The organism is Filobacillus milosensis (assembly GCF_004402015.1).
Taxonomy (GTDB): domain Bacteria; phylum Bacillota; class Bacilli; order Bacillales; family Alkalibacillaceae; genus Filobacillus; species Filobacillus milosensis.
Genome location: NZ_SOPW01000019.1, coordinates 1 through 21,125 on the forward strand (window position 1 = coordinate 1; position 21,125 = coordinate 21,125).

The following is a 21,125-nucleotide window of genomic DNA, read 5'->3' on the forward strand; positions in this document are numbered from 1 at the left end:
CATAGGAACGAATGAATTGAATTAGTTGGAACGCCGTATGCGGTGAAAGTCGCACGTACGGTGTGAACGAGGGGAAAAGGGGGCGATAACTTCAAACCCTTACCTATTCGTATGAAGAAGGGACATAAAAATTAAATATTATATTTGGTTCGGTTCTTTATGGACTGAACCATTTTTTTATACAAAAAGCACCGAATTTTGCGGTGCAATTTAATAAACATTTTTACTTGTAATTTACTATGCAAAATAGAGTTTTCCGATAGGTAACGGAACCCGTTATTAAATGCCTATTCTTTTTTGTTTTTCCATGGGAAATGTCTTTTTGAATTAATAAATAGCACTAAGTAACATGGAAATCAATTATAAAATTATGAAGAAGAAGTGTACTTAAACTCCCTCGGCAGATTCGTTCTTCTTTCAAATGTTCACTTAATCGCAGACTTTCAATCCGCTTGTCAAAACATTTTTGGGGAATAGTGTGGTTTTATTATCACTTAAACTTATTTAAGGCATATTTAATTAGCGGTGATTCTATTTCATAGATAATAAAACATATAAATAGAATATTTGAATATTTTAATTATTTATTTTATTTAGACAATAGGGTTTAAATTTGGGGTTATTTGTTATATAATGTTTAAAATGGTATAAAAAGGAAGTGAATTGAACCTTCTAGATAGGAGCTACTAAGTTTTACGCTTAAAGAAAAGGAGAGGTATGGTATGAAGAAAAACTTTATTCTTTTTTGTTTGATTACTATTTTAGTTGCATTTATGTTGAGTGCCTGTAATAATTCTGAATCTGAAAATACTAAAAATGAAAAAGTGGGTAATATCAATTCTTTTTTGGAAGTTCTACCATTTTCGGAATCGATAGAAAAGGCGGATTTAATTGCTAACATAACTGTGATTGAAAAGATTGGTGAAAGAAATGAGCCCTCACCAAAAACAACTTTTAAAGTAAGTATTAATGACGTTATTAAAGGCGATGATAGTTTACTTAATAATTATATACGAATTGATCAACAAGGTAATAGTAAATTTTCTTTTAATAATAACGCTTTGTTCAAAAAAGGTGAAAACTATATTTTATTACTTAGAGAAACTGTAGGCACTGATAAGAGTGATTATTGGATTCAAGGCGAGGAAGCTGGCATGTATAAAGAGATAAATAATAATATTGTAGTCAAATTAGCTTATAACTATAATGCATTAAACTCCATAAAGGCCACCGAACTATCAAATAAAGCGCTAGAAAAAACAGAAGACTTTAGACCTTCTCAAATTCTAGATAAGAGACTACTAATGAAAGAAATTAAAAGTAAAGTCAATGCTGGACCGAAAGGAGAATAATATGAAAACAGTAATGAAATATTTTGTTCCTTTTTTACTATTAGTTACAATGATACTATTTACATTTAATATATCTTCGTTTGCTCACGGGAGTAAGTATTGCAACGGCGGAAGTGAAACGATGGGGTGGAAAGTATATTGTAGTAACTATACCGATGGTCATGCAGGCACAAGTTCTATTACTTATAAATACTCTACTGATTTGGAAGATAAATATAAAAATTATTCTCAAACAGCGGCTGGTAGATGGAATATGACAGGTGTAGTTGATATATCATATTCAAGCTCTTCTCCAAATATTATAAAGCAATATAATGACCCAAATACTAGTTCTGTAGCTAGTGTATATACATCCTCAACTAACAATAATCACAAAGAAGTATGGACTATGTATTATAATGAATATCATATGAATAATTATGAATTTACTGAAAGAAACGGCATTGCTACTCATGAAATGGGTCATACTATAGGACTTGTTGATTTGGAGAATTATATGAATATAGATAAAATAATGTTCGGTAGTGACGGCGTACAAGTAAAGTATCCTCAATTTGAAGATATAGAAGGTGCAAAAGAAGCAGTGAAATAATAAATTATGATAAAGTTGATTAGTTTATAATCTTTACATTAGTAAATCTTTGAAAGTTTAGTGATTAACACAATTCAGTAGCATTTGAGTGATACAGTAAAAGTAATCCTATCGTCTCTTAGAGATGATAGGATTCTTGTATTTAAAATAGTGGGAGATTATCTATTGAAGATTAGATAAACGAATTCAAACCTACATTTCTTGGAAATATTTTTATGCTCCATGATCAATGTTTTCATAAGATAAAAAATTAAATTCTATATTAATGTGCCCACCATTCATATGAAAGTGAATTCCATCGTTAGCCTTAACACAAGATAATACAGTAATTGAGAAAGAGTAAGTTAGTTGAAGTTTTGAATAACATTTTAATAGCTTAATGTTGTGTCCAGCTTTAGGCTATGAACCAAAAGACTAAAAAACCTAATACATCAATTTGCTCAAAAATATGGAGGAATTTAACAATAAATGTCGAATGGTGTATAGTGTGGGTGAAATCACTAGGAAGATGGGTATGTTTCATGGATTTGTCCTTAAAAGTACTGCACCTTCATTTGGCAAATACCTATAATATCGATTATGGGAACATAAGGAGGTTTATAATTGAAACAAGATGAAAAAGGTAAAATAATAAATAAATTCCAAAAACTAACCCCAATTAAGAATGCTAAATTAAAAATGTATGATGATGCACTAAATTTTGTATTTGAAAATAATGATATTAAAAATGTAGCAATATCTGGTCCATATAGTGCGGGAAAAAGCAGTATAATCGAGTCTTACAAGCTTAAATCTACTGATAAACGATATTTACATATTTCACTTGCACATTTTCCTGAAACACAATCGGAAAACTCATCAATTGAAGAAACTACCCAAATATATTCAAATAACTCTTCAAAGGATAACGCTATCTTAGAAGGGAAAATACTAAACCAGTTAATTCATCAGATTAAACAAAATAAAATTCCTCAGACTAAATTTAAAGTTAAACAAAAAATTAAACCAAAGAAGATTGCTTTTAGCTCTATAATTTTTACCATATTTCTAATGCTTGTTTATTATATATACTCTTTTAATAGATGGTCTTCATTTGTTCCTACGTTAAAAGAAACATGGCTAAAAAACACATTAATGTGGACGACAAGTAATATTACATTACTATTTAGTGGATTAGTTTGTTTTTTAATCGTTGGATTAGCAACACATTTTTTAATCATACTTCAAAAAAACAAAAATATTTTAAAAAGACTCAAATTACAAGGAAATGAGATTGAGATATTTGAAGAAAAGGATGATTCTTTTTTTGACAAATATCTTAATGAAGTATTATATCTTTTTGAACATTCTAACGCAGATGTAATTGTTTTCGAAGATATCGATAGATTTAATGCGAATGAAATATTTGAGAAGTTAAGGGAAATAAATACACTTGTTAATAATAAAAAATTTGAAGGTAATAAACCTCCCATTAGATTCTTTTATCTATTAAGGGATGATATTTTCACTTCAAAAGATCGCACAAAGTTTTTTGATTTCATTCTTCCAATTATTCCAGTTATTGATGGGTCTAATTCATACGACCAGCTAATTGATCATTTTAAAGAAGGTGGAATATTCGACTGATTCGATGAAAAATTCCTTAGCGAACTTTCATTATATATTGATGACATGAGAATTTTAAAAAACATTTATAACGAATTTATTATTTACCATGATCGTATCTTGTCTAAGGAGAATGAATCACAAACAGAGCAGCAAAACAAAGTACAATCAGATTCAGCATTACTAAATTTAGACATTAATAAACTCTTGGGTATTGTCGTCTATAAAAATATATTTCCAAAAGATTTTAGTGATTTGCACCTAAGAAAGGGCTTTATGTTTACCTTATTTAATACAAAATCTTCACTCATCGAGCAAGAAGTAAAAAGGTTAAATCTTAAAATTGGTGAAATAGAAGAAATGATTCTTTCATCAGAAGATGAAATGCTTGAATCTATAAATGAACTGGATGCTATATATTTTAAATTTCATCCACAAATAACTTCCGTGGGGAACAAGTCTATTTCCGAATTTAATAACCAAACACAATTGATCAAAGAAATGAAGGATAATCCTACAAATATAAATGTACGTGTTAATAATGGATATAATGTATCGACTTTAAATATAACATCTGAATTGGAGAAGTTAGAACAAAATCCAGAATATATTAAGCGTAAGCGTGCTATTGAAAGAAAAAGTAGCAATCAAATTGAAAAACTAAAGTCTACATTGCAAGAGTTAATAAAACAAAAGAGCACTTTACAAAATAGAAAATTAAAGGAATTTATTAGCAAAGATAATATAAATAACATTTTTAGCATTTCTTATACGAATGAAATTGGTGATGAAAATCAGTTTAATGAAATTAAAGGAAGTAATTATTTTCCTTTGATTAAATACTTGGTGCGGTACGGTTACATCGATGAGAGCTATTCAGATTATATGACATATTTCTACGAAAATAGCCTAAATCGAGTCGATAAGAATTTTTTATTAAGTGTTACAGATCAAATACCAAAAGACTATTCATACTCACTCAATGATCCTGATAAGGTAATTTCTAGATTGAGGCTTAGTCATTTTTATCATGCTGAAATCCTTAATTTTGATTTATTGAACCACTTATTAATAACAAAATCTATTAATGCTAAGTATCTAAGTAGTTTCCTTGAGCAGTTAAAGGAAACAAAAAATTTTCAATTTATTGGTGGATTTTTAGATCTTGGCAAAGATAAAGAATTGAAGTTATTTATCGAAGAGATAAATAAAATGTGGCCGACCATTTTTCAAAGTATTATAGATGAGAGTGATTTTAGTCATAATCAAAAAAAACAATACTCTGTTTATAGTTTGTATTATTCTTCAGATGTAGTTATAGAACATCTAAATAAGAGGAATAATCTAACAAATTTTATATCCAATAGCCATGATTTCCTTGATATTGAATCACCAGATATTGAAAAGTTGATTGCTGGTTTTTCTTTACTAGGAGTTAAATTTGAGTGGATTAATTATGCAGAATCAAACATTAGATTATTTCAAGAAGTATATCATAACAATTTGTACAAACTGACATTTAACAACATTTGTTTAATGCTAGAAAAAGCTTATGGATTGGTTAAAAGCGAAGATTTTAAAAATAAAAATTTTACATTGGTTATTTCTGAGCAGGACGAACCATTAGCTCAATATGTCAATAGCAATTTTAATCATTATATTAAAGAAATTTTGGAGAATTGTAATGAGCGTATTACAGACGAAGAATCTGTCGCATTGTCAATAATTAATCATACTGAGGTTGATACAAAAGATAAAAGTGCTTATATTCGCTATTTAGATACAGTCATACAACATATCGATAGTGTCAAAGATATTGATATTTGGGCCTTACTATTACAAGAACAGGTAGTTGAATATTCTGAGAACAATATTTTAAATTATTTTTTCCATCACGAATTAGATTCGTATTTGATTGACTTTGTAAACGAATCTGATTGTCAATTAGAGTTTGAATCGAAATCTATCGACAATACATTTGGAGAAAACTCCGCATCTAAGTTCTTTAAAGCATTAGTGAATAATAATGAACTAACAAATGAAAGATACGAATCGATACTAAAAACTTTTGACCGACATTATAATGCGTTTTCTAATACTGAGATTGAAGAAGACAAAATGCAAATCCTCATAAAAATTAATACATTGCGTATGACAGAGGAAAACCTTATTTTTATGAGAGAGAGCTACAGAAGTCTGTTATTGTTTTTCATTAAACATAATATTCGTCAATACACGGAAGATGTGATTAACGAAGAGAACTTTGAAATGGATGAAGTACTCTCTTTATTGGATAAAAATGTAGAGGATAAATATAAAATCAGTCTGCTTAAATTCTCATCCGATGTAATCACATTAAAGGAGAAGGATTACTCTGACTCAGTTAAATTACACATTTTAGAAAATAATCTTAATGGAGAAGATATTCCACTTTTGCTAGATAACTACCCTCATGAAAGAAATAAAACTATTGTGGATGCTATAAAAACCATCTCAATCCAAAGTATTGAAGATATTATAACTGAACAATATTCAGTACCTTTTGAATTACTCGTAGAACTGTTTTTGGAAGGACAACTCGAAATGAAAACTAAAAAGGAACTGTTTGCACAGCATTTACCGAACATGAGCAAAAAACAAGTAGTAAAATCACTTAGAACCCTTCAAATGGAAGATTTTCTGAGCTTATTTGAAAGAAAAAGACCTACATTCGAAATAAACGATGTTAACGAGACCATTTTAGATAATTTCAAAGAAAGGAAATGGATAACAACTTTTTATACTGATGAAAATAACACAGAGCTTTTTCGTGCAATAGGTCGTGATAGGTCAGATATTTTAGCATCAATATAATTGTACAGGAATTCAGATGATGCTTGCTCATGGGTATTTTGGATATTCAAAAAGCGTTGCTTCTTGGATATCCTTTTCTATAAAGAAAACTACTTAATTCTAAAAAATATCTATAGGACTTCTTTTAAATTGTATGGTTTTTACTTGTGATTGTCTTAGTATGTTATATAAAAGCAGGTAGTAGTAAATATGGAGGATATTTTTAGAAAAAGTTATTCTTAATATAAAGATGGAATTAATTTTGTGGAGGGGGAATCATATTGAGTTCTGGTTTTAGTTTAGTTACATTTGTTACTACAGTTCTTGCTGGTGTATGTGTATTCATCATAGGACAATTTATATTAAAATTTATATTTGATCCAATTTCTCAATTAAAGCTTGAAATAGCTGATATCGCTCATAAAATGGTTTTCTATGCTAATAGATATTCTAATCCAGTAGTAATTAGTAAAGAAAACATCGAAAATGAAGAAATGAAAGCGGATATGATAGAAGTAAGTATGGAATTGAGAACAAGCGCTAGTAGGTTATCATCTAAAGTACAAGCCGTACCTTTTTATAACTTTTTTGCTTTTTTTAGAATTGTACCAAAACTGTATGATTTAAATAAAGTACAAAGTAATATTATTGGACTATCAAATTCCTTATGGATTGGAAAAGATCATGACTATAAGATCTACGAAAAAATCGAGGAGAGAAGAAATGAAATTAAACATTATTTAAAGATTAGACTTTAAAAATTACTAAACATTAAGTTAAATAAATGAATTGTTCTTATAATACCCATTATGTTGTTTTAATTTTATCTCCATAATTCTGTTGCTATTACTTAGTATAGTGGTTTTTTGAAGTTATTAAACCCTCTCCTATTCTAAAAAAGATAGAGCGGGTATTTTTTGAACTTAATTATTTATTTCATAACCTATAACGAAATTTTTGGATAATATATTTTTGGAGGATTTTTACAAATAATGTCGAAGTATGCAATAGAGCATTATTTTACTATTACATCAATACGACTGATGATGGTCAAATTGAAATAATAAATACTTTATAATTAAAAAACGGTAAATACAGATCTTTCGCTAACAATAATATAGATGCAGTTAGAAGGAGGCTTTATCATTTTGGTAGACTTGAAATACCCTTTAGCAACAGATAATACTCATAATATTGTTCTAGCAAATGAAGCTACACCACGTCAAGACTATTATTGTATTGGTTGTGGCAGTGTTATGAGGAGAAGAAAAGGAAAAAAAAGAGCTCATTTCTTTCATAAATCTGATGAATCAAATTGTTCCTCGGAATCAGCACTACATATAGGATTTAAGAAGCTATTATATAACCGAATTGATGAGTCACTAACGGGATCGAAAGAGTTAATTATACATTGGAATTGTGATATTTGTGGAGAGTTACATCAACGCAACGTATTAAATAAAACAAAGCGAGTAGAAATAGAGAAGTCATTCGGCCCGTGTAGACCGGATATTTCATTACTAGACGAGAATGATAAATTAATTATTGCAATTGAAATTATAGTTACTCATGAACCGGAAGAAAGTACGTTAAACTATTACATTGAAAATAAAGTAGCGCTTATAAGATTTAAGCTTACAGACGTTTCCGATTTTGACATTCTTCAAAATGAAGTTTTAAAACCAACTTCTGTAGATGTTTGTTTGAGCCCAAAATGTAATCGTTGTGGCGACCATGCTATTAAGTCTTATCTCTACATTATTCAAGGAGAATGTTGGCGATGTGAGAGCAAGATGAATATCTCTTCCATTGTTGATAATTTTGAAAGAATATACACTCCAGATGAATATTCAAAGGAACAAATCGCACTTTAATTGAGAAATTGGATCAAATATAAATTTTAATATAAATTGTCCTATGATGAATACACTTACACCAGCAAGAACTGTAGTAACAAATGTTACTAAACTAAAACCAGAACTCAATATGATTCCCCCTTTACACAATAATTCCCTCTATAAATTAAGATTAATTTTTTCTAAAAAAATTAATAGATTCAAATAGCTGATATCGCTCATAAAATTGTTTTTTATACTGATAGATATCTTAACCCAGTAGTTTATACTAAAGAGAACATCGAAAATGAAGAAGTAAAAACTGATTTAATTGAAGTAAGCAAGGAATTAAGAACCAGTGCAGTTTATATCAATAGAAAACTTATCCGATAAATATTTTAGACCTTGGATTGGTGCTCGTGAGTTAGTAAATGGTTTTCAGCGTTTTTGCTTGTATTTAGCGAATTGTCCACCAAAAGAATTGCGAAAAATGCCCAATGTCATGAAACGAGTAGAAGCTGTGAGGGAAATAAGACTGGAAAGTAAAAAAGCAGCTACACGTAAATGGGCTGACTTTCCAACTCGATTAACCGAGGGTAGAACAACGGATAGTGACATCTTAATAATCCCAAGGGTAACATCAGAAAACCGCAAGTTTATACCAATCGGGTATTATGAATATCCAACTATTTGCAGTGATTCAGCCTACCAGATTGAAGATGCTGATGAGTACATATTCGGAATATTAAAATCTACCATGCACATGGCTTGAGTGAGTACGGTAGCTGGTCGATTATAGGGAGACTATCGTTACTCGAACACATTGGTGTATAACAACTTTGTTTTTCCGAATCCATCGGAAAAACAAAAGCAGGCTATTGAAAAGATGGCGCAAAAAATTCTTGATATACGAACAAGTTATCCTGAGAGCTCACTTGCCGATCTCTATGATCCTATTGCTACTCCTTCAGATTTATTAAAAGCTCATCAGGATTAGATAGAGCAGTGGAAAAAGCCTATGGAAAAACGTTTAAAACTGATAATGATCGAGTGGCCTTTTTATTCGAAAAATACAAAGAAGCAACCATTGATATACCATAAAAGTGAGGTTTTACTTTATCCGTTTAATCCCGTGTATTAACCCTTTTATTCACCTTAGGCTTTATCATTTCAGTATTACTATCATTAAGTGATTATAGTGTGATGTAATAATTTAAAAAAATAGACAAACTTGGTTGTTTAAGGTTAGTTTTCGATGTTGTGCTATTTGGTGAGAGAGGAGTTGATTGGTGTTTGGATAAAACTTAAAATTTAATTTATAACTACTATATGGTGTTACAGACGATTGAGGACATTATTTATTTAATAATTGAACAAAAAGATGCTAGTAATACCTATTAGATTAATAAAAGAAATTTATTATACTTTGTTTAAAGGCTCTCATAGTTATCATTATGTTTATAAAAAAGTGTCTAATCAAAAAGAAACACCGTTATTCTTGCTTATAACAATAACGGTGTTTCTTTTTTATAAACTATTCCTTATCCTCATGATCTTGGTTATCATCATTCATCAAGCTCTCTTGATATTCAGTATATTGTGGAGTCATTTTTAAGTACCTTAGAGTTGTAGCAAGTCTTTTATGCCTTAATTGTCGCTGGATCATCTTTAAATTAAAGCCACTTTCAAGTAAAATCATAGCCGTTGTGTATCGAAGGGTATGGGGTGTTACATTCTTTTGTATATTTGATGATAAGGCAATTTGTTTGATTAATTTGGTGAATTTATTTATGTTGTATGGTTTCATTGTTTCTGAATCAAAAAACAGCACTTTATTTTCTCCGGATGCCCATTCTTGCCAAAATGGATGTAACACATATTGCTTCAATTCTTTAGTAAGTAAACGTGTCATATGAACACTCGCAAATTCGCCCTTAGAATCTTCAATTACAATTAATTTTTTTTCAAAATCAACTTGAGATATTTTAAGTTTCCTTAAATCACTATTCCTTAAACCAGTAGTTAAAAGAAGTAAAATCATAACATAATACATTTTGTGAAACTTATCCATTTGTAATGCTGCATCTAAAAGCTTGCGTGACTCGTTAATTGATATCGATCGGTCTTTAAGTTTACGTTCATAATATGGATTTCTGTAATACTTCAATGGATTATGTTTAATCATATCCATTGTTTCTAAAAAGTTAAAATAATTTCTTATAGCAGTAATCGTGTCATATAGCTTTTGCGTGTTCGCACCATTATCAATTAGATAATCAATGAATTCATCAATAAATGTTTTATCAATAGGGGCGTACTCATTAATTTGGCTATCATAGAAAAAGCGATCAAAATCTAATTCGCCTTTAAAGCCACAATATTGTAAAAACTTATCAAATTTTTTTAATCCTGTTGTGTATTTCTTTATGGATGCCTCTGAGACATCACAATTTTCTTTCCAAAAATTATATTCTTCTGTTCTCAACAGAATATTATTTGACATGACTTCAATACCTCCTTTTTATTTATTGACAGTGTTTTGTAACTTTATAAATTCTTTGTTTGCAAATGGATGGTTTTCAATTGCACTTTTTAGCTGATGATCAAGTAAATCTAAATATTTTTCTGTTGAACTTAGGGAAGCGTGATTCAATAATCGAGAAATAGTATAGATATCTACCCCAGATTCCAACGCATACACCGCAAAAGAGTGCCTTATGGAATGTGGACCAAAGTGATTGGAACCTCGTTTTTTGGAGCGTTTTTCTTTCTTAATATATTCTGGAATGGATTTTGCTTTAAGTACTAAATTTTTCACTACAATTTGAACGGCTCTTGCTGATAAGGGAGAAACTCCTCCATCTTTTGAGAAAACATATAAGTTATTGTATTCTTCTTTAGGCATATCGAATTGAGCATATTCATATGTGAAATCAAGATATTCTTTTAAAATCATTAGCGCTAATTTATTAATTTTTGCTATTATTTCTTCATCTTCATCATAGCCTTTGGCAATAATTCGAAGGGATTGTTTTTTGAAATTAATATCACCTATTTTCAAATGGATAAGCGACGAAATTCGAATTCCGCTACCAAATAACACCCATAAAATGGCATGGTTCCTCATCCCATTTGGTCCAAGCTTTGATAATGCGATTAATTCTGCTAGTTGAATTTTGCTAAAGGCTTTTGGTGCTGATGACTTTTTAAAACTTACTTTTAAGGCTCTTTTTAAATGAGCTTTTTTTTCTTCATAATACTCCGGGTAGACTGTCTGCAAAAAGCTTCGAAGAAAGGCACATTTTCGAGCTTTTGTATAAGAATTGTTAAATTGACCTACATATTCTTTTAAATAACGTGGTGCAAAAACGTCAAGTATCGAGATAGTAGATATCGATTTCTTTTTGAGGCGAGTCTTAGCATTCTCCAAAAAGTGATTCAAGTCCGATTGGTAAGTTTTTTGAGAAGTCTCTTTTAGCATAAAAAAAGTATCACTCTTCAAATAAATGGTCTTTCCATCTGCTAACGATAACTCATTTTTTGGATTTTCTTCTTTTTTTTCGGATAAGGTGATTTTTTGTTCAATAATCGATTGAACGTTATCCAATCCATATTCAAATATTAGCGATTCGATTCCTTCTGAGATTTTCTTAGTTTTAGATTCTCTTTCTATAGTCACATGAATCCTTCCTCTCTAATTAAAAATTTAAATCGAGTTTATTAACTTCATCGATCAACCTTTCTTCTGAACGGTGAAAGTAGTAGCTTAATGTTTCTAAGTTCTCAACATCTGCAAGTTCTTTTAAAGCTTGAGGTGAACAATTGTTTTCCGTTAGATAGGTAATAAATATATGTCGAAAAATATGAACGTTATTTGGAAAAGTCCACCCTGCTAATTTTGCATAAACCATGTAATGTTCGCGAATTTTTTTCTTAAAACTTTCTGGTTTCTCACTAAAGACAAAGGTGTAATCCTTCCTCATTTCAAAAAGTTGTTTTAATTTTGTACGCAGAATAGAAGGAATATAGATGACACACGATTTATTGCCTTTTCGTTTTAAAGATATGGTGTTTCTTTCTAGGTTGACATTTTCCCATTGAAGGTTAGCCATTTCACTAACACGAAGCCCATTGTTATAAAGAAATCCAAATGCTAAGCCATCTGTTAGTGGGTCTTCGGCATATAACTCAACAGTATTAAAAAATTGCATTAATTCTTCTTTGTTAGGAAGGTCTCGATAATGATATTTTTTTTGTTTAATGGCTCCGATTTGTTGAGTAATATCCTGTAAAACCTGTTTATTTTGATACAAATGTTGAAAGAAATCCTTAATAACATATAGGTCATCACTAGCCTTATTTAATGAGCGATTGCCATGCTTTACTTGAATTAACAAATAGCGCTTGTAATCTTGTAAGTGTTCTCTCTTAATTTTATAAATTGGAACGTCGTTCATATTGTAAGATTTAAATTCTTCCAAAATGGTTGTTAACCAAATGAAGAACCGTTTCAAAATACCCTGATAGGATCTTTCGGTTTGAGGTAAGATTCTATTTCTAAGTAAATATTTTATATATCTTTTGTAAGTTGGATGTTGAAAGTCTTGTACAGTCCTTTTTTTTCTTTCCCATAAGACGACGTTATCTTCTTTATAAAATGGATCAATAGCCAACTTATGAAACTGAAGCAATACATCTTTTACATAATTCGGTTGAGTGGAGTTACTAATGATGTAAGTATATAAACTTAAATCTTTAAAATCCTCTTTTGTCGCCTCCTCATTTTGATATTTCAGGTGATGATAATTACTTAGTTCGGTCATGACTTCAACTATCTTAAGGAAAGAGTAAGGGGCTAAATGTTTTTTACATTCAATGAATCTTAAGATTGGTAATGCGTTAATCGACCTTTTAATTTCTAGGTTCCAAATTTCATCATTTATTGCATCTGGACCTATATAACCTTGGATTGAACAATCATCAATTGAAAGATTTTCTAACAATGTTTCCGCATTCCCTTCGTATAGACATCGGCTCTTATTTGTAATAGACTTACCAAGTAAGAGTGTTTCTATACTTTTAAGTGAAAAGGATTTCGTTAAAGAAGCATTTAACGAATCATCTTTCGCTTCCTCATTTAACCTTGATATATCAGGGAGGAGGCCACCCCTATTTGGGGTATTTCTTGCCATATGCAATCATCCTTTCAAACCAAAAAAAGAAGCACGTCGAAAGACTGAAATGGAGTAGAGTCTACTCCTCTTCACATCCCTCGAAGTGCTTCTTCGTAGGTTTCGTTAATTATTATATAATTTCTTAATTTAATCGTATCACTTGATCATCGTAATAGCAATTAGAAGTAAAAAATTTTAAAGCCCTTTCTATTATAGCCAAAAGAATGTCCTGTCTGTCAGAATCTAGATAGGATTTAGTATAAATGGCAATTATTCTAAAATGACATAGTAATTAACTCAGAGGTTAAGAAAAACATATTTAGTCAGTTTTTGAAATTCTGTTGACAGGGTATATGAAATATGATTTAATTTCCGTACAGAACAAATAAATTTGATTACAATTTTTTAATAATATTTTACATAATAGAATATTACAAAACGGAAGCACCGTATGTAGGCCTGTAAGAAAAGCAGGTCTCATTCGGTGTATTTTTTTGATATAAAATAGGAGGGATGAAGATGACAAATTTCAGCGTTTCACCAGCTAAGCTAGATCGAAAGTTATTAAAAGATATTGCGAAAAACAAAGTAGAACTTTCAAAGACTTCTATTCACTTAATCATTTTCTTAACCCCTTATATAGACCATGATGGTCGTATACATTTCGATAGAGAAGATATTAAGAACAGGATAAAGTGTCAGCGCCGTACTTTGGACAGAGCTATTAATGAGTTACTTCGAACAACATACAACAATAAGAAACTATTAACCTATGAAAATGGATGTTTTGTTTCTCATTTTCATGTCTCATCTAAAGGGGAAACTGCATATACAAAGAATTTACCGATTTTAACTAGTAGTAAATTTTTAAACTTAACTTTAAATCAGCTACGCTTATTCTTATATATCCTTACTTCAAATGTTAACAACACACCTAATAAAGTATTAGTTGAAAACTTATATAAAAGTGAACTCCAGGATAAACTTTATAAATTTCATAAACAGCACGAAACGGGCCTTCAAAACCATCTCAGTTATACTCAACTGCGCAATGACTTGTTCGCCTTAATTGATTTAGGACTAATTAGTGTCCGGATTCCAAGGGAGCAGTATGGCTTCTTAGAGGTTGAAAAAAATAACAACGAACACAAAGAACTTTTCGATAAGTATTGCGGTTTTATTAATAATAGAAAAAAACGCACAAGTAAACATCACGCTTCTAATCATGCAATTAGTCTAAGTTTAACTAAGGAAGTCTTTAATGAAGATGTAGTACCTAATATTGCTAACGAAACTGAATTGCGCCAGTTAGCTAATGATAATAATATGTTCCATCAAGATATCAAAATCGATACGTATTATTATATGATTAAAGAGAAAAATGATTTAATAGAAGAATTTGGCCAAGCTGGTCTAGCGGTATACCGTCAATCGATTAAAAAATATTTTCAGGAGAAAAAATCAGATATTTTATATTACGATATCCTAGATAAAGTAGCAAACTACCTAAAAGATTTCTATATTTTAGAAGAAATTAAGAAGGTATTATTAGGTGCGCTGAAATCCACAATAGGGGAGAGAGGGTCAATTGCGGCAATTGGTTATAAGTTTATTAAAACCCATATTCCTAGATTAATAGAGTATTACATTTCTAAATCAGGAGAGGAACACAAAATACTTATTGACCAAGATATCCAACTGATTCAACAAGCTTATGACTCGATAAAAATTGAAGATACCTATTCAAAAGAACCTTGGTTAAGTCTACAACAATCTGTTCAAGGTATATACGAAGCACACCGAAAAGAAATTAAAATTAAATACATAGAAGAAAGCGAAAAGAACGGCCTAAGCCCTTCGGTGATGTATTTTTCACAAGATAAAATGGACGAATTGATTGTAGATTTAGCTAAAAAATCGGTAATTTCTAAGAAAAAAAGAATTGAACATACGACAAAAGTTATCAAAAAAGTAGTTACTTTCATAAGCAAAAAGAAGAAACGATTAAACAGAGAACAATACCAAGAAGTAAACACAGAAGAAAAAATTGCCAGGAGGAAACATTTCGAGGAGATTTACTATGACTGGTTAGCAAATTAAGCTGTTGTCTTTAAAAACAAAAGACTAACGGCTTATTCGTGCTGTGATTAACAATACCGAGTCCCTAAATAAGAGACCAATCACTTTATCAATACCCCTAATACCTGAGTAGAATTTAGGACCATTTCAACCAGGTATATTTTTTTGCGCTTCTATTTACATTTTTATACATATCGAAACAATTAACTCTGTAATAATAAAATAAAAAGGGTAGTAGTTCAAATTAACTGAGGCTATAAATCTTCCAACTAAGCAGGGTAGCTATATTTAGAAAATAACGAAAATGTTGGATCTCTTTGTTTCCAAGGGTTACAACTAAAAAAAAGAATGAAAATGCTTTTTACAATGTTATTTGTGATATAGTTTTGAAATTATATTTGTAACTGTCTTTGGTATATTTTAATAGTGCACACATTAATTTTTAATATTATAAGAACAAAATTCCTAGTCGTTCTATATCTTCATATGGAATGCTCATTTTTTAATTCTAATATTCTATTTAACGTCATAAAAGGGTATGTGAATTCAATTTTCTTTGTTTTTAATTAACGTAATCCATAAGAATAAATACTAGTACTTAATTTAATTTTAAAATTTTGCGGCTGTTTATTCCTTCCCATATAAAGGGTAAAGGATTATTAAGAAGGGAATTAAAAAATGAAAAGGAGTGATAGAATGAAAATGTATGTAAGGTTTGCAGCAATGGTTATAACCTCTACAATCGTAATGTTTATCTTTAAGTATCTAAGTACTTTTAAATTTGATCATGTCTTTTTTAGTGAGACAAGAACATATATGGCATTACTTATGGGGGCCACAATGGCTGTCATTATGCTTGGATTCATGAGAAATATGTTGAAGAATCGTAAGGCGAACATTGGAATACTTATAGGGAGCATTATTGTTTTCTCTGTTTCGTTGTATTTAATGCGCAGCCAGGCGCCGGTTGATGATGTTGATTACATGGAAGCAATGATTCCACATCATTCAATTGCAATCTTAACAAGTGAACGTGCAAATATTACAGATCCGCGTGTCGAGAAACTGTCAGAAGAAATTATAAAAGCTCAGCGAAAAGAAATTGCTGAAATGAAGAAATTAATTGAAGATATAGAAGAGAATGGCGAAGAAGAAAAAGAAGAAGAGGAGAAAGAATAGCTCTACTTTAAGTAAAACCAGAATACAGTTAATATAACATTATAAAAATCAAGAGAATTCCCCATTATCCAAGTAAGCATACAAATTAAAGGTATTTAAAGGTAGTGGTGAATTTGAGTAAGGAAGGCTTTAATATATTGTAACTGAAATGAGGTGTTTAGTTTGACACAACAAAGACACTTCTACATTTATAGAACCAGCAATTACCTCATCTTTTACTTGCTTTTCAACTGGTACTGATTCCCCCGTTAACATCGATTCATCGATTGTCGAGTATCCTTTAATAATAGAACCATCAACTGGTACCTTTTCTCCAGGTTTAATGAGTACATGATTACCTTTTTTTAACTGCGAAATTGGGACATCAATTGTTTCACCATTCTCATCAACTAAATGCGCTTCTGATGGCATCATTTTAACAAGTTCTTCTAACGCATTTGATGCTCCCATAACGGATTTCATTTCAATCCAGTGTCCTAACAGCATAATAACGATTAAAGTAGCAAGTTCCCAGAAAAAGTTGTTCCCAGAAAGGCCAAAGACTGTGAAAGAACTATAAATATAGGCTACTAGGACAGCTAGAGCTATTAATGTCATCATTCCTGGATTCTTTTGTTTGAGTTCATCTATTGAACCTTTAAGAAATGGCATACCACCATAAAGGAAGACAAAAGTCGCTAAAATAATATAGATACGTAAAAACGTCGTTTGAAATCATCCATCATATGGTGATGGTCATGTCCGTGACCGCCATGTTCCTCATGAGGACGGTGATTGTTATGTTCATGATGTCTTTGGCTATGATGCTTATGCTCGTGATGTGTTTGATTTTGTTTACATTTATTGAGACAAAGGGTTTTAGCATTATACAGTTTGATATAGAGAGTTATAAGAACTAACACAAATTTAAACCTACGTGATATTACTCTTTAGTTTTCACTTTCTTTTGGCAAAATTTCTTTGAAATATGATTCAAGGCGATTAAGAGTTATTGCTCCCTTAACAACTCTTTCTATTGTCCCATCTGGATTAATAAAATATGATGTTGGTAATGGGACGACTTGATATAATTCCATGACTGTACCTTTTTTGTCATGTACTAATGGAAACGACAGATTATATCGATTATAAAAATTTTCTATAACCATTTTGTTTTTATCAACACTAACAGCAACAATCTCTATTCCTTTATCTTTATATACTTTATAAAGTTTCTCCATATATGGCATCTCTTCCTTACAAGGTTCACAATAAGTAGCCCAAAAATTAACCATGACACCCTTTCCTTTAAGCTGATCTATTTGAATAGATTCGTTACTATCCAAACGTTCCAACATAAAGTTTGGTGCAACATCCCCAGCTTCAAGGATAGGGTTCTTATTTTGTGCATTAATATAAAGAGCAAGTATAGTTGCAACTACTAAAATAGAGAGTATAACAGTTCGAAAGACAAGCCTTTTATTTTTATTTTTATTCATAAAATCATTCCTCTTTAGTAATATAAAACAATTTTCTTTAAATCATTACCCTGCTTAATTTTCTTATACCTCTAATTAAACCCTAAAAATGTGTGGTTTTTATGAAGAATATATTTATTCTAATCACTTTACTAAAAAATGCTTGAACATTTTAAGAACAAATCAATCTTTAAGTCTTCCTCACAATTTCTCCACATTTAAATAATAAAATAAAAAAGTAAATATAATATCTCAAAAAGTAGAGGGAGAAGTTCTATGTACCAATTCTTTAGTGATATAAGTAATTTTCTAAGTGAACCCTTTTTTAAGTTAATGAATCAGTGGGAAGGTATCCCAATATTATCAGCATTTATCCTTGGACTAATTGGAGCCTTAGCCCCTTGTCAATTTACAGGGAACTTAGGCGCCATTACGATTTATGGAACTCGTTCATTTCAAAACAACATTCCTTGGGTTCATATATTACTATTTATATTAGGTAAGATAGTAGTTTTCTCAGGGTTAGGTCTGGTTGTTTGGTTGATGGGCAATGAATTTCAATCAAATCTAACATTAGTGATCCCTTACATAAGAAAAGCTATTGGCCCAATGTTAATTCTGATAGGTCTATTTATGATCGATTTAATAAAGGTGCGCTGGACATTCAACATGGGGAAAATTCCAGAACGATATTTGAAAGATAGTAAACTTGGTAGTTTTTTAATGGGGGTCAGTTTTACCTTGGCTTTTTGTCCAACTATGTTCATACTATTTTTTATGACGTTAATGCCAGTCGTTCTGTCTACATCTTATGGTGCAGTATTACCTTCTGTTTTTGGGATAGGGACATCAATACCATTATTGATTGCTATTTTTCTAATTTGGTATTTTGAATTAGGTGGAGCATTAGTGAAGAGAGGTAGAAAAGTTGGTCATGTTGTTCAACGGGTGGCAGGTTGGCTACTACTTATTTTAGGTATATTAGATACTCTAACGTATTGGTAATTTAAAAGATTAGGCTTATAAATTAATATAAGTGCCTAAATATATTAATAATTGAGGGATAATATGGAAGATATTAGTTTGATTTTAGCTTTTGGCGCAGGTTTTTTGTCCTTTATTTCACCTTGTTGTTTACCTTTGTATCCAGCATTTTTGTCATATATTACAGGGATGTCTGTGGATGAAATTAAAACTGGTAAAGGATTACTACAAAAACGTGCACTGTTACACACCACTTTCTTTTTAATTGGGTTTTCAATAATTTTCATAGCATTAGGTTTCTCAACCTCATTTTTGGGTGAGCTTTTTATAATATATGACGACTTAGTAAGACAACTAGGTGCTATATTAATAGTTCTCATAGGACTAATTATTTTAGGAGTTTTTCAACCTTCATTTTTGATGAAAGAAAAAAGAATGACATTTAAGGATCGACCAAGTGGCTACCTTGGTTCAAGTGTTATTGGCTTTGCCTTTGCAGCAGGTTGGACACCTTGTACAGGACCTATCTTGGCTGGAGTTATTGCTTTAAGTGTAACAAATCCTGATCAAGCAATGCTTTACATGATTGCCTATGTACTTGGGTTTTCAATACCATTCTTTGTCATGTCATTTTTCATAGGGAAAATGAAGTGGATTAAAAAGAATAATCGACTGATTATGAAAATTGGTGGAGCATCTATGATTGTAATGGGGATACTCTTATTTTTTGATTGGATGACTTTAATCATTTCTTACCTGTCTGAATACTTGTTTAATGGTTTTACAGGTTTCTAGTTAGAAAAAACATATTTTCTACAAAATTTTAATTTATTATAATTACTAATTTACAAATAACTAATTTAGGAGAATAAATAAGATGCGAAAAATAACCTTAATATCTATTGTAAACTTTGTGTTGTTTATGATTCCGTTTAAAGTATTTGCTCATAGCACTGAAGAGACTACCAGTGAAAGTGTAATGAATTACTGGTCTATTGGATTTTTAGCTTCGTTAATAATACTGATTATTTTTATAATAATGTTATTTTTAAATAAAATTGCATTAAAAAAGCTTGATCTTAAAAATAAAAAAAGTCGTAAAAAGGCACAGGTTATGTTAAAAAGAAATAAAATCTATATAACTGTCTCTGCCATTACTTCCTTATTAACCTTGTTCTTTTTAATAATGCTAAATTTAGGTGGTGATGAAAAAGTTACTTTTACACACATTCATGGTCTTGGATACACAAGTAGTGGTGAAGAACTTTATGTCCCATCACATGATGGATTAATTGTATTTAAAAATGGACATTGGACTGCTCCAGAAGATACTAATAAACACGATTATATGGGATTCTCAATGTATGAAGATGGTTTTTATAGTAGTGGACACCCCTCACCAAATTCTAATTTAAAAAATCCGTTAGGAATAATCAAAAGTACAGATCAAGGTCAAACCATCGAAAAGCTTGACTTGTATGGAGAAATTGATTTTCATGGAATGACAGTAGGTTATGAAACAGAAGATATTTATGTCTTTAATCCAACACAAAATTCTCGAATGAATCAACCAGGATTATATTATTCATCAGATAAGACAAAAACATGGGGTAAAAGTGAAATGACTGGAGTAAGTGGACAAGCTACTTCACTTGCAGCTCATCCAATAAAAAAAGGTGTTATGGTAATAGGAACAAACCAAGGTCTTTTCTTATCGGAGGACTATGGAGACAATTTTGAAAAACTTTCAGTTACAGGAAAAGTTACTGCTGTATCATTTGGCCATCAAAATCAATTACTAGTATCAACACAGAATGAAAAGGTTAACCTTTTACAATTTAATTTAGATACTAACGAATTTAAAAAATTAAATATACCTAATTTAAGTAATGATGCTATAACTTATATTCAACAGAACCCTGCAAATAAAAAAGAACTCGTATTTACTACAAACTCCAAAAACATCTATATTTCTTATGATGATGGGGAAACATGGGAGAAGAGTGTAGATAAGGGCGAAGTTGAATCACATTAAT

15 protein-coding genes and 2 pseudogenes are annotated in these 21,125 nt (G+C 30.5%); 12 read left to right on the forward strand and 5 right to left on the reverse strand.

Features of this window, described 5'->3' with window-relative positions; genetic code table 11:
* Positions 1-722: 722 nt before the first annotated feature.
* The 7 genes and pseudogenes from E3U55_RS14305 to E3U55_RS17905 all read left to right on the forward strand — a co-directional run bounded on the left by E3U55_RS14305 (position 723) and on the right by E3U55_RS17905 (position 9,317).
* Positions 723-1,352 (forward strand): hypothetical protein, encoded by a 630-nt coding sequence (locus tag E3U55_RS14305; RefSeq protein WP_134341168.1) that lies wholly within the window; start codon positions 723-725, stop codon positions 1,350-1,352.
* Position 1,353: 1 nt separating this feature from the next.
* Complete coding sequence (locus E3U55_RS14310) at positions 1,354-1,944, forward strand: zinc metalloprotease (protein ID WP_134341169.1); 591 nt, start codon at positions 1,354-1,356, stop codon at positions 1,942-1,944.
* Between the two features lie 678 nt (positions 1,945-2,622).
* Positions 2,623-6,402 (forward strand): annotated as a pseudogene (locus tag E3U55_RS14320) (YobI family P-loop NTPase).
* A gap of 260 nt (positions 6,403-6,662) precedes the next feature.
* Positions 6,663-7,139: a hypothetical protein gene (locus E3U55_RS14325; RefSeq protein WP_134341172.1), complete on the forward strand. Its 477-nt coding sequence runs from the start codon at positions 6,663-6,665 to the stop codon at positions 7,137-7,139.
* 390 nt (positions 7,140-7,529) lie between these two features.
* Positions 7,530-8,255, forward strand: a complete 726-nt coding sequence (locus E3U55_RS14330; RefSeq protein ID WP_134341173.1) for a competence protein CoiA family protein — start codon at positions 7,530-7,532, stop codon at positions 8,253-8,255.
* Positions 8,256-8,574: 319 nt separating this feature from the next.
* Positions 8,575-8,988 carry a type IIL restriction-modification enzyme MmeI gene (locus E3U55_RS14335; protein ID WP_134341174.1) on the forward strand — a complete coding sequence of 138 codons (414 nt, stop codon included), beginning with the start codon at positions 8,575-8,577 and terminating at the stop codon, positions 8,986-8,988.
* A gap of 114 nt (positions 8,989-9,102) precedes the next feature.
* A pseudogene (locus E3U55_RS17905) lies at positions 9,103-9,317 on the forward strand (type IIL restriction-modification enzyme MmeI).
* A 433-nt stretch (positions 9,318-9,750) separates the two neighbouring features.
* Here E3U55_RS17905 and E3U55_RS14340 read toward each other — a convergent pair.
* The 3 genes from E3U55_RS14340 to E3U55_RS14350 are packed head-to-tail and all read right to left on the reverse strand — an operon-like array spanning position 9,751 to position 13,408.
* Positions 9,751-10,719, reverse strand: a complete 969-nt coding sequence (locus tag E3U55_RS14340; RefSeq protein ID WP_134341175.1) for a tyrosine-type recombinase/integrase — start codon at positions 10,717-10,719, stop codon at positions 9,751-9,753.
* 18 nt (positions 10,720-10,737) lie between these two features.
* Entirely contained in the window at positions 10,738-11,895 is a 1,158-nt protein-coding gene (locus E3U55_RS14345) for a tyrosine-type recombinase/integrase (RefSeq protein ID WP_134341176.1), read from the reverse strand.
* Positions 11,896-11,914: 19 nt separating this feature from the next.
* On the reverse strand, positions 11,915-13,408 hold the full coding sequence (locus E3U55_RS14350) for a tyrosine-type recombinase/integrase (RefSeq protein WP_134341177.1): 1,494 nt from the start codon (positions 13,406-13,408) through the stop codon (positions 11,915-11,917).
* Positions 13,409-13,909: 501 nt separating this feature from the next.
* On the opposite strand from E3U55_RS14350, the gene E3U55_RS14355 reads away from it, so the two are divergent.
* Together E3U55_RS14355 and E3U55_RS14360 are read left to right on the forward strand one after the other, a co-directional pair.
* Positions 13,910-15,490 (forward strand): hypothetical protein, encoded by a 1,581-nt coding sequence (locus tag E3U55_RS14355; protein WP_134341178.1) that lies wholly within the window; start codon positions 13,910-13,912, stop codon positions 15,488-15,490.
* A gap of 675 nt (positions 15,491-16,165) precedes the next feature.
* On the forward strand, positions 16,166-16,648 hold the full coding sequence (locus E3U55_RS14360; protein ID WP_194840934.1) for a DUF305 domain-containing protein: 483 nt from the start codon (positions 16,166-16,168) through the stop codon (positions 16,646-16,648).
* Positions 16,649-16,777: 129 nt separating this feature from the next.
* Here the strand turns inward: E3U55_RS14360 and E3U55_RS14365 are convergent, their stop codons facing one another.
* Together E3U55_RS14365 and resA are read right to left on the reverse strand one after the other, a co-directional pair.
* Positions 16,778-17,299 (reverse strand): HAD-IC family P-type ATPase, encoded by a 522-nt coding sequence (locus E3U55_RS14365; RefSeq protein WP_323740419.1) that lies wholly within the window; start codon positions 17,297-17,299, stop codon positions 16,778-16,780.
* A 278-nt stretch (positions 17,300-17,577) separates the two neighbouring features.
* Entirely contained in the window at positions 17,578-18,126 is a 549-nt protein-coding gene (gene resA / locus E3U55_RS14370; protein WP_134341179.1) for a thiol-disulfide oxidoreductase ResA, read from the reverse strand.
* A gap of 255 nt (positions 18,127-18,381) precedes the next feature.
* Here resA and E3U55_RS14375 point away from each other — a divergent pair, with 255 nt between their 5' ends.
* From E3U55_RS14375 to E3U55_RS14385, 3 genes are all read left to right on the forward strand, one after another.
* Positions 18,382-19,110, forward strand: coding sequence for an urease accessory protein UreH domain-containing protein (locus E3U55_RS14375; protein WP_134341180.1), 729 nt, complete (start codon positions 18,382-18,384; stop codon positions 19,108-19,110).
* Between the two features lie 63 nt (positions 19,111-19,173).
* Positions 19,174-19,884 carry a cytochrome c biogenesis protein CcdA gene (locus tag E3U55_RS14380; protein WP_134341181.1) on the forward strand — a complete coding sequence of 237 codons (711 nt, stop codon included), beginning with the start codon at positions 19,174-19,176 and terminating at the stop codon, positions 19,882-19,884.
* Between the two features lie 82 nt (positions 19,885-19,966).
* Positions 19,967-21,124, forward strand: coding sequence for a F510_1955 family glycosylhydrolase (locus tag E3U55_RS14385; RefSeq protein WP_134341182.1), 1,158 nt, complete (start codon positions 19,967-19,969; stop codon positions 21,122-21,124).
* The last annotated feature ends 1 nt before the right edge of the window (position 21,125 follow it).

Excerpts from the sequence above, each read along its gene's own strand:
- E3U55_RS14305 (WP_134341168.1), top strand. The coding sequence starts at position 723 with ATGAAGAAAAACTTTATTCTTTTTTGTTTGATTACTATTTTAGTTGCA.
- E3U55_RS14310 (WP_134341169.1), top strand. The coding sequence starts at position 1,354 with ATGAAAACAGTAATGAAATATTTTGTTCCTTTTTTACTATTAGTTACA.
- E3U55_RS14340 (WP_134341175.1), bottom strand. The coding sequence starts at position 10,719 with ATGTCAAATAATATTCTGTTGAGAACAGAAGAATATAATTTTTGGAAA.
- E3U55_RS14350 (WP_134341177.1), bottom strand. The coding sequence starts at position 13,408 with ATGGCAAGAAATACCCCAAATAGGGGTGGCCTCCTCCCTGATATATCA.
- E3U55_RS14355 (WP_134341178.1), top strand. The coding sequence starts at position 13,910 with ATGACAAATTTCAGCGTTTCACCAGCTAAGCTAGATCGAAAGTTATTA.
- E3U55_RS14360 (WP_194840934.1), top strand. The coding sequence starts at position 16,166 with ATGAAAATGTATGTAAGGTTTGCAGCAATGGTTATAACCTCTACAATC.
- E3U55_RS14365 (WP_323740419.1), bottom strand. The coding sequence starts at position 17,299 with ATGCCATTTCTTAAAGGTTCAATAGATGAACTCAAACAAAAGAATCCA.
- resA (WP_134341179.1), bottom strand. The coding sequence starts at position 18,126 with ATGAATAAAAATAAAAATAAAAGGCTTGTCTTTCGAACTGTTATACTC.
- E3U55_RS14375 (WP_134341180.1), top strand. The coding sequence starts at position 18,382 with ATGTACCAATTCTTTAGTGATATAAGTAATTTTCTAAGTGAACCCTTT.
- E3U55_RS14380 (WP_134341181.1), top strand. The coding sequence starts at position 19,174 with ATGGAAGATATTAGTTTGATTTTAGCTTTTGGCGCAGGTTTTTTGTCC.
- E3U55_RS14385 (WP_134341182.1), top strand. The coding sequence starts at position 19,967 with ATGCGAAAAATAACCTTAATATCTATTGTAAACTTTGTGTTGTTTATG.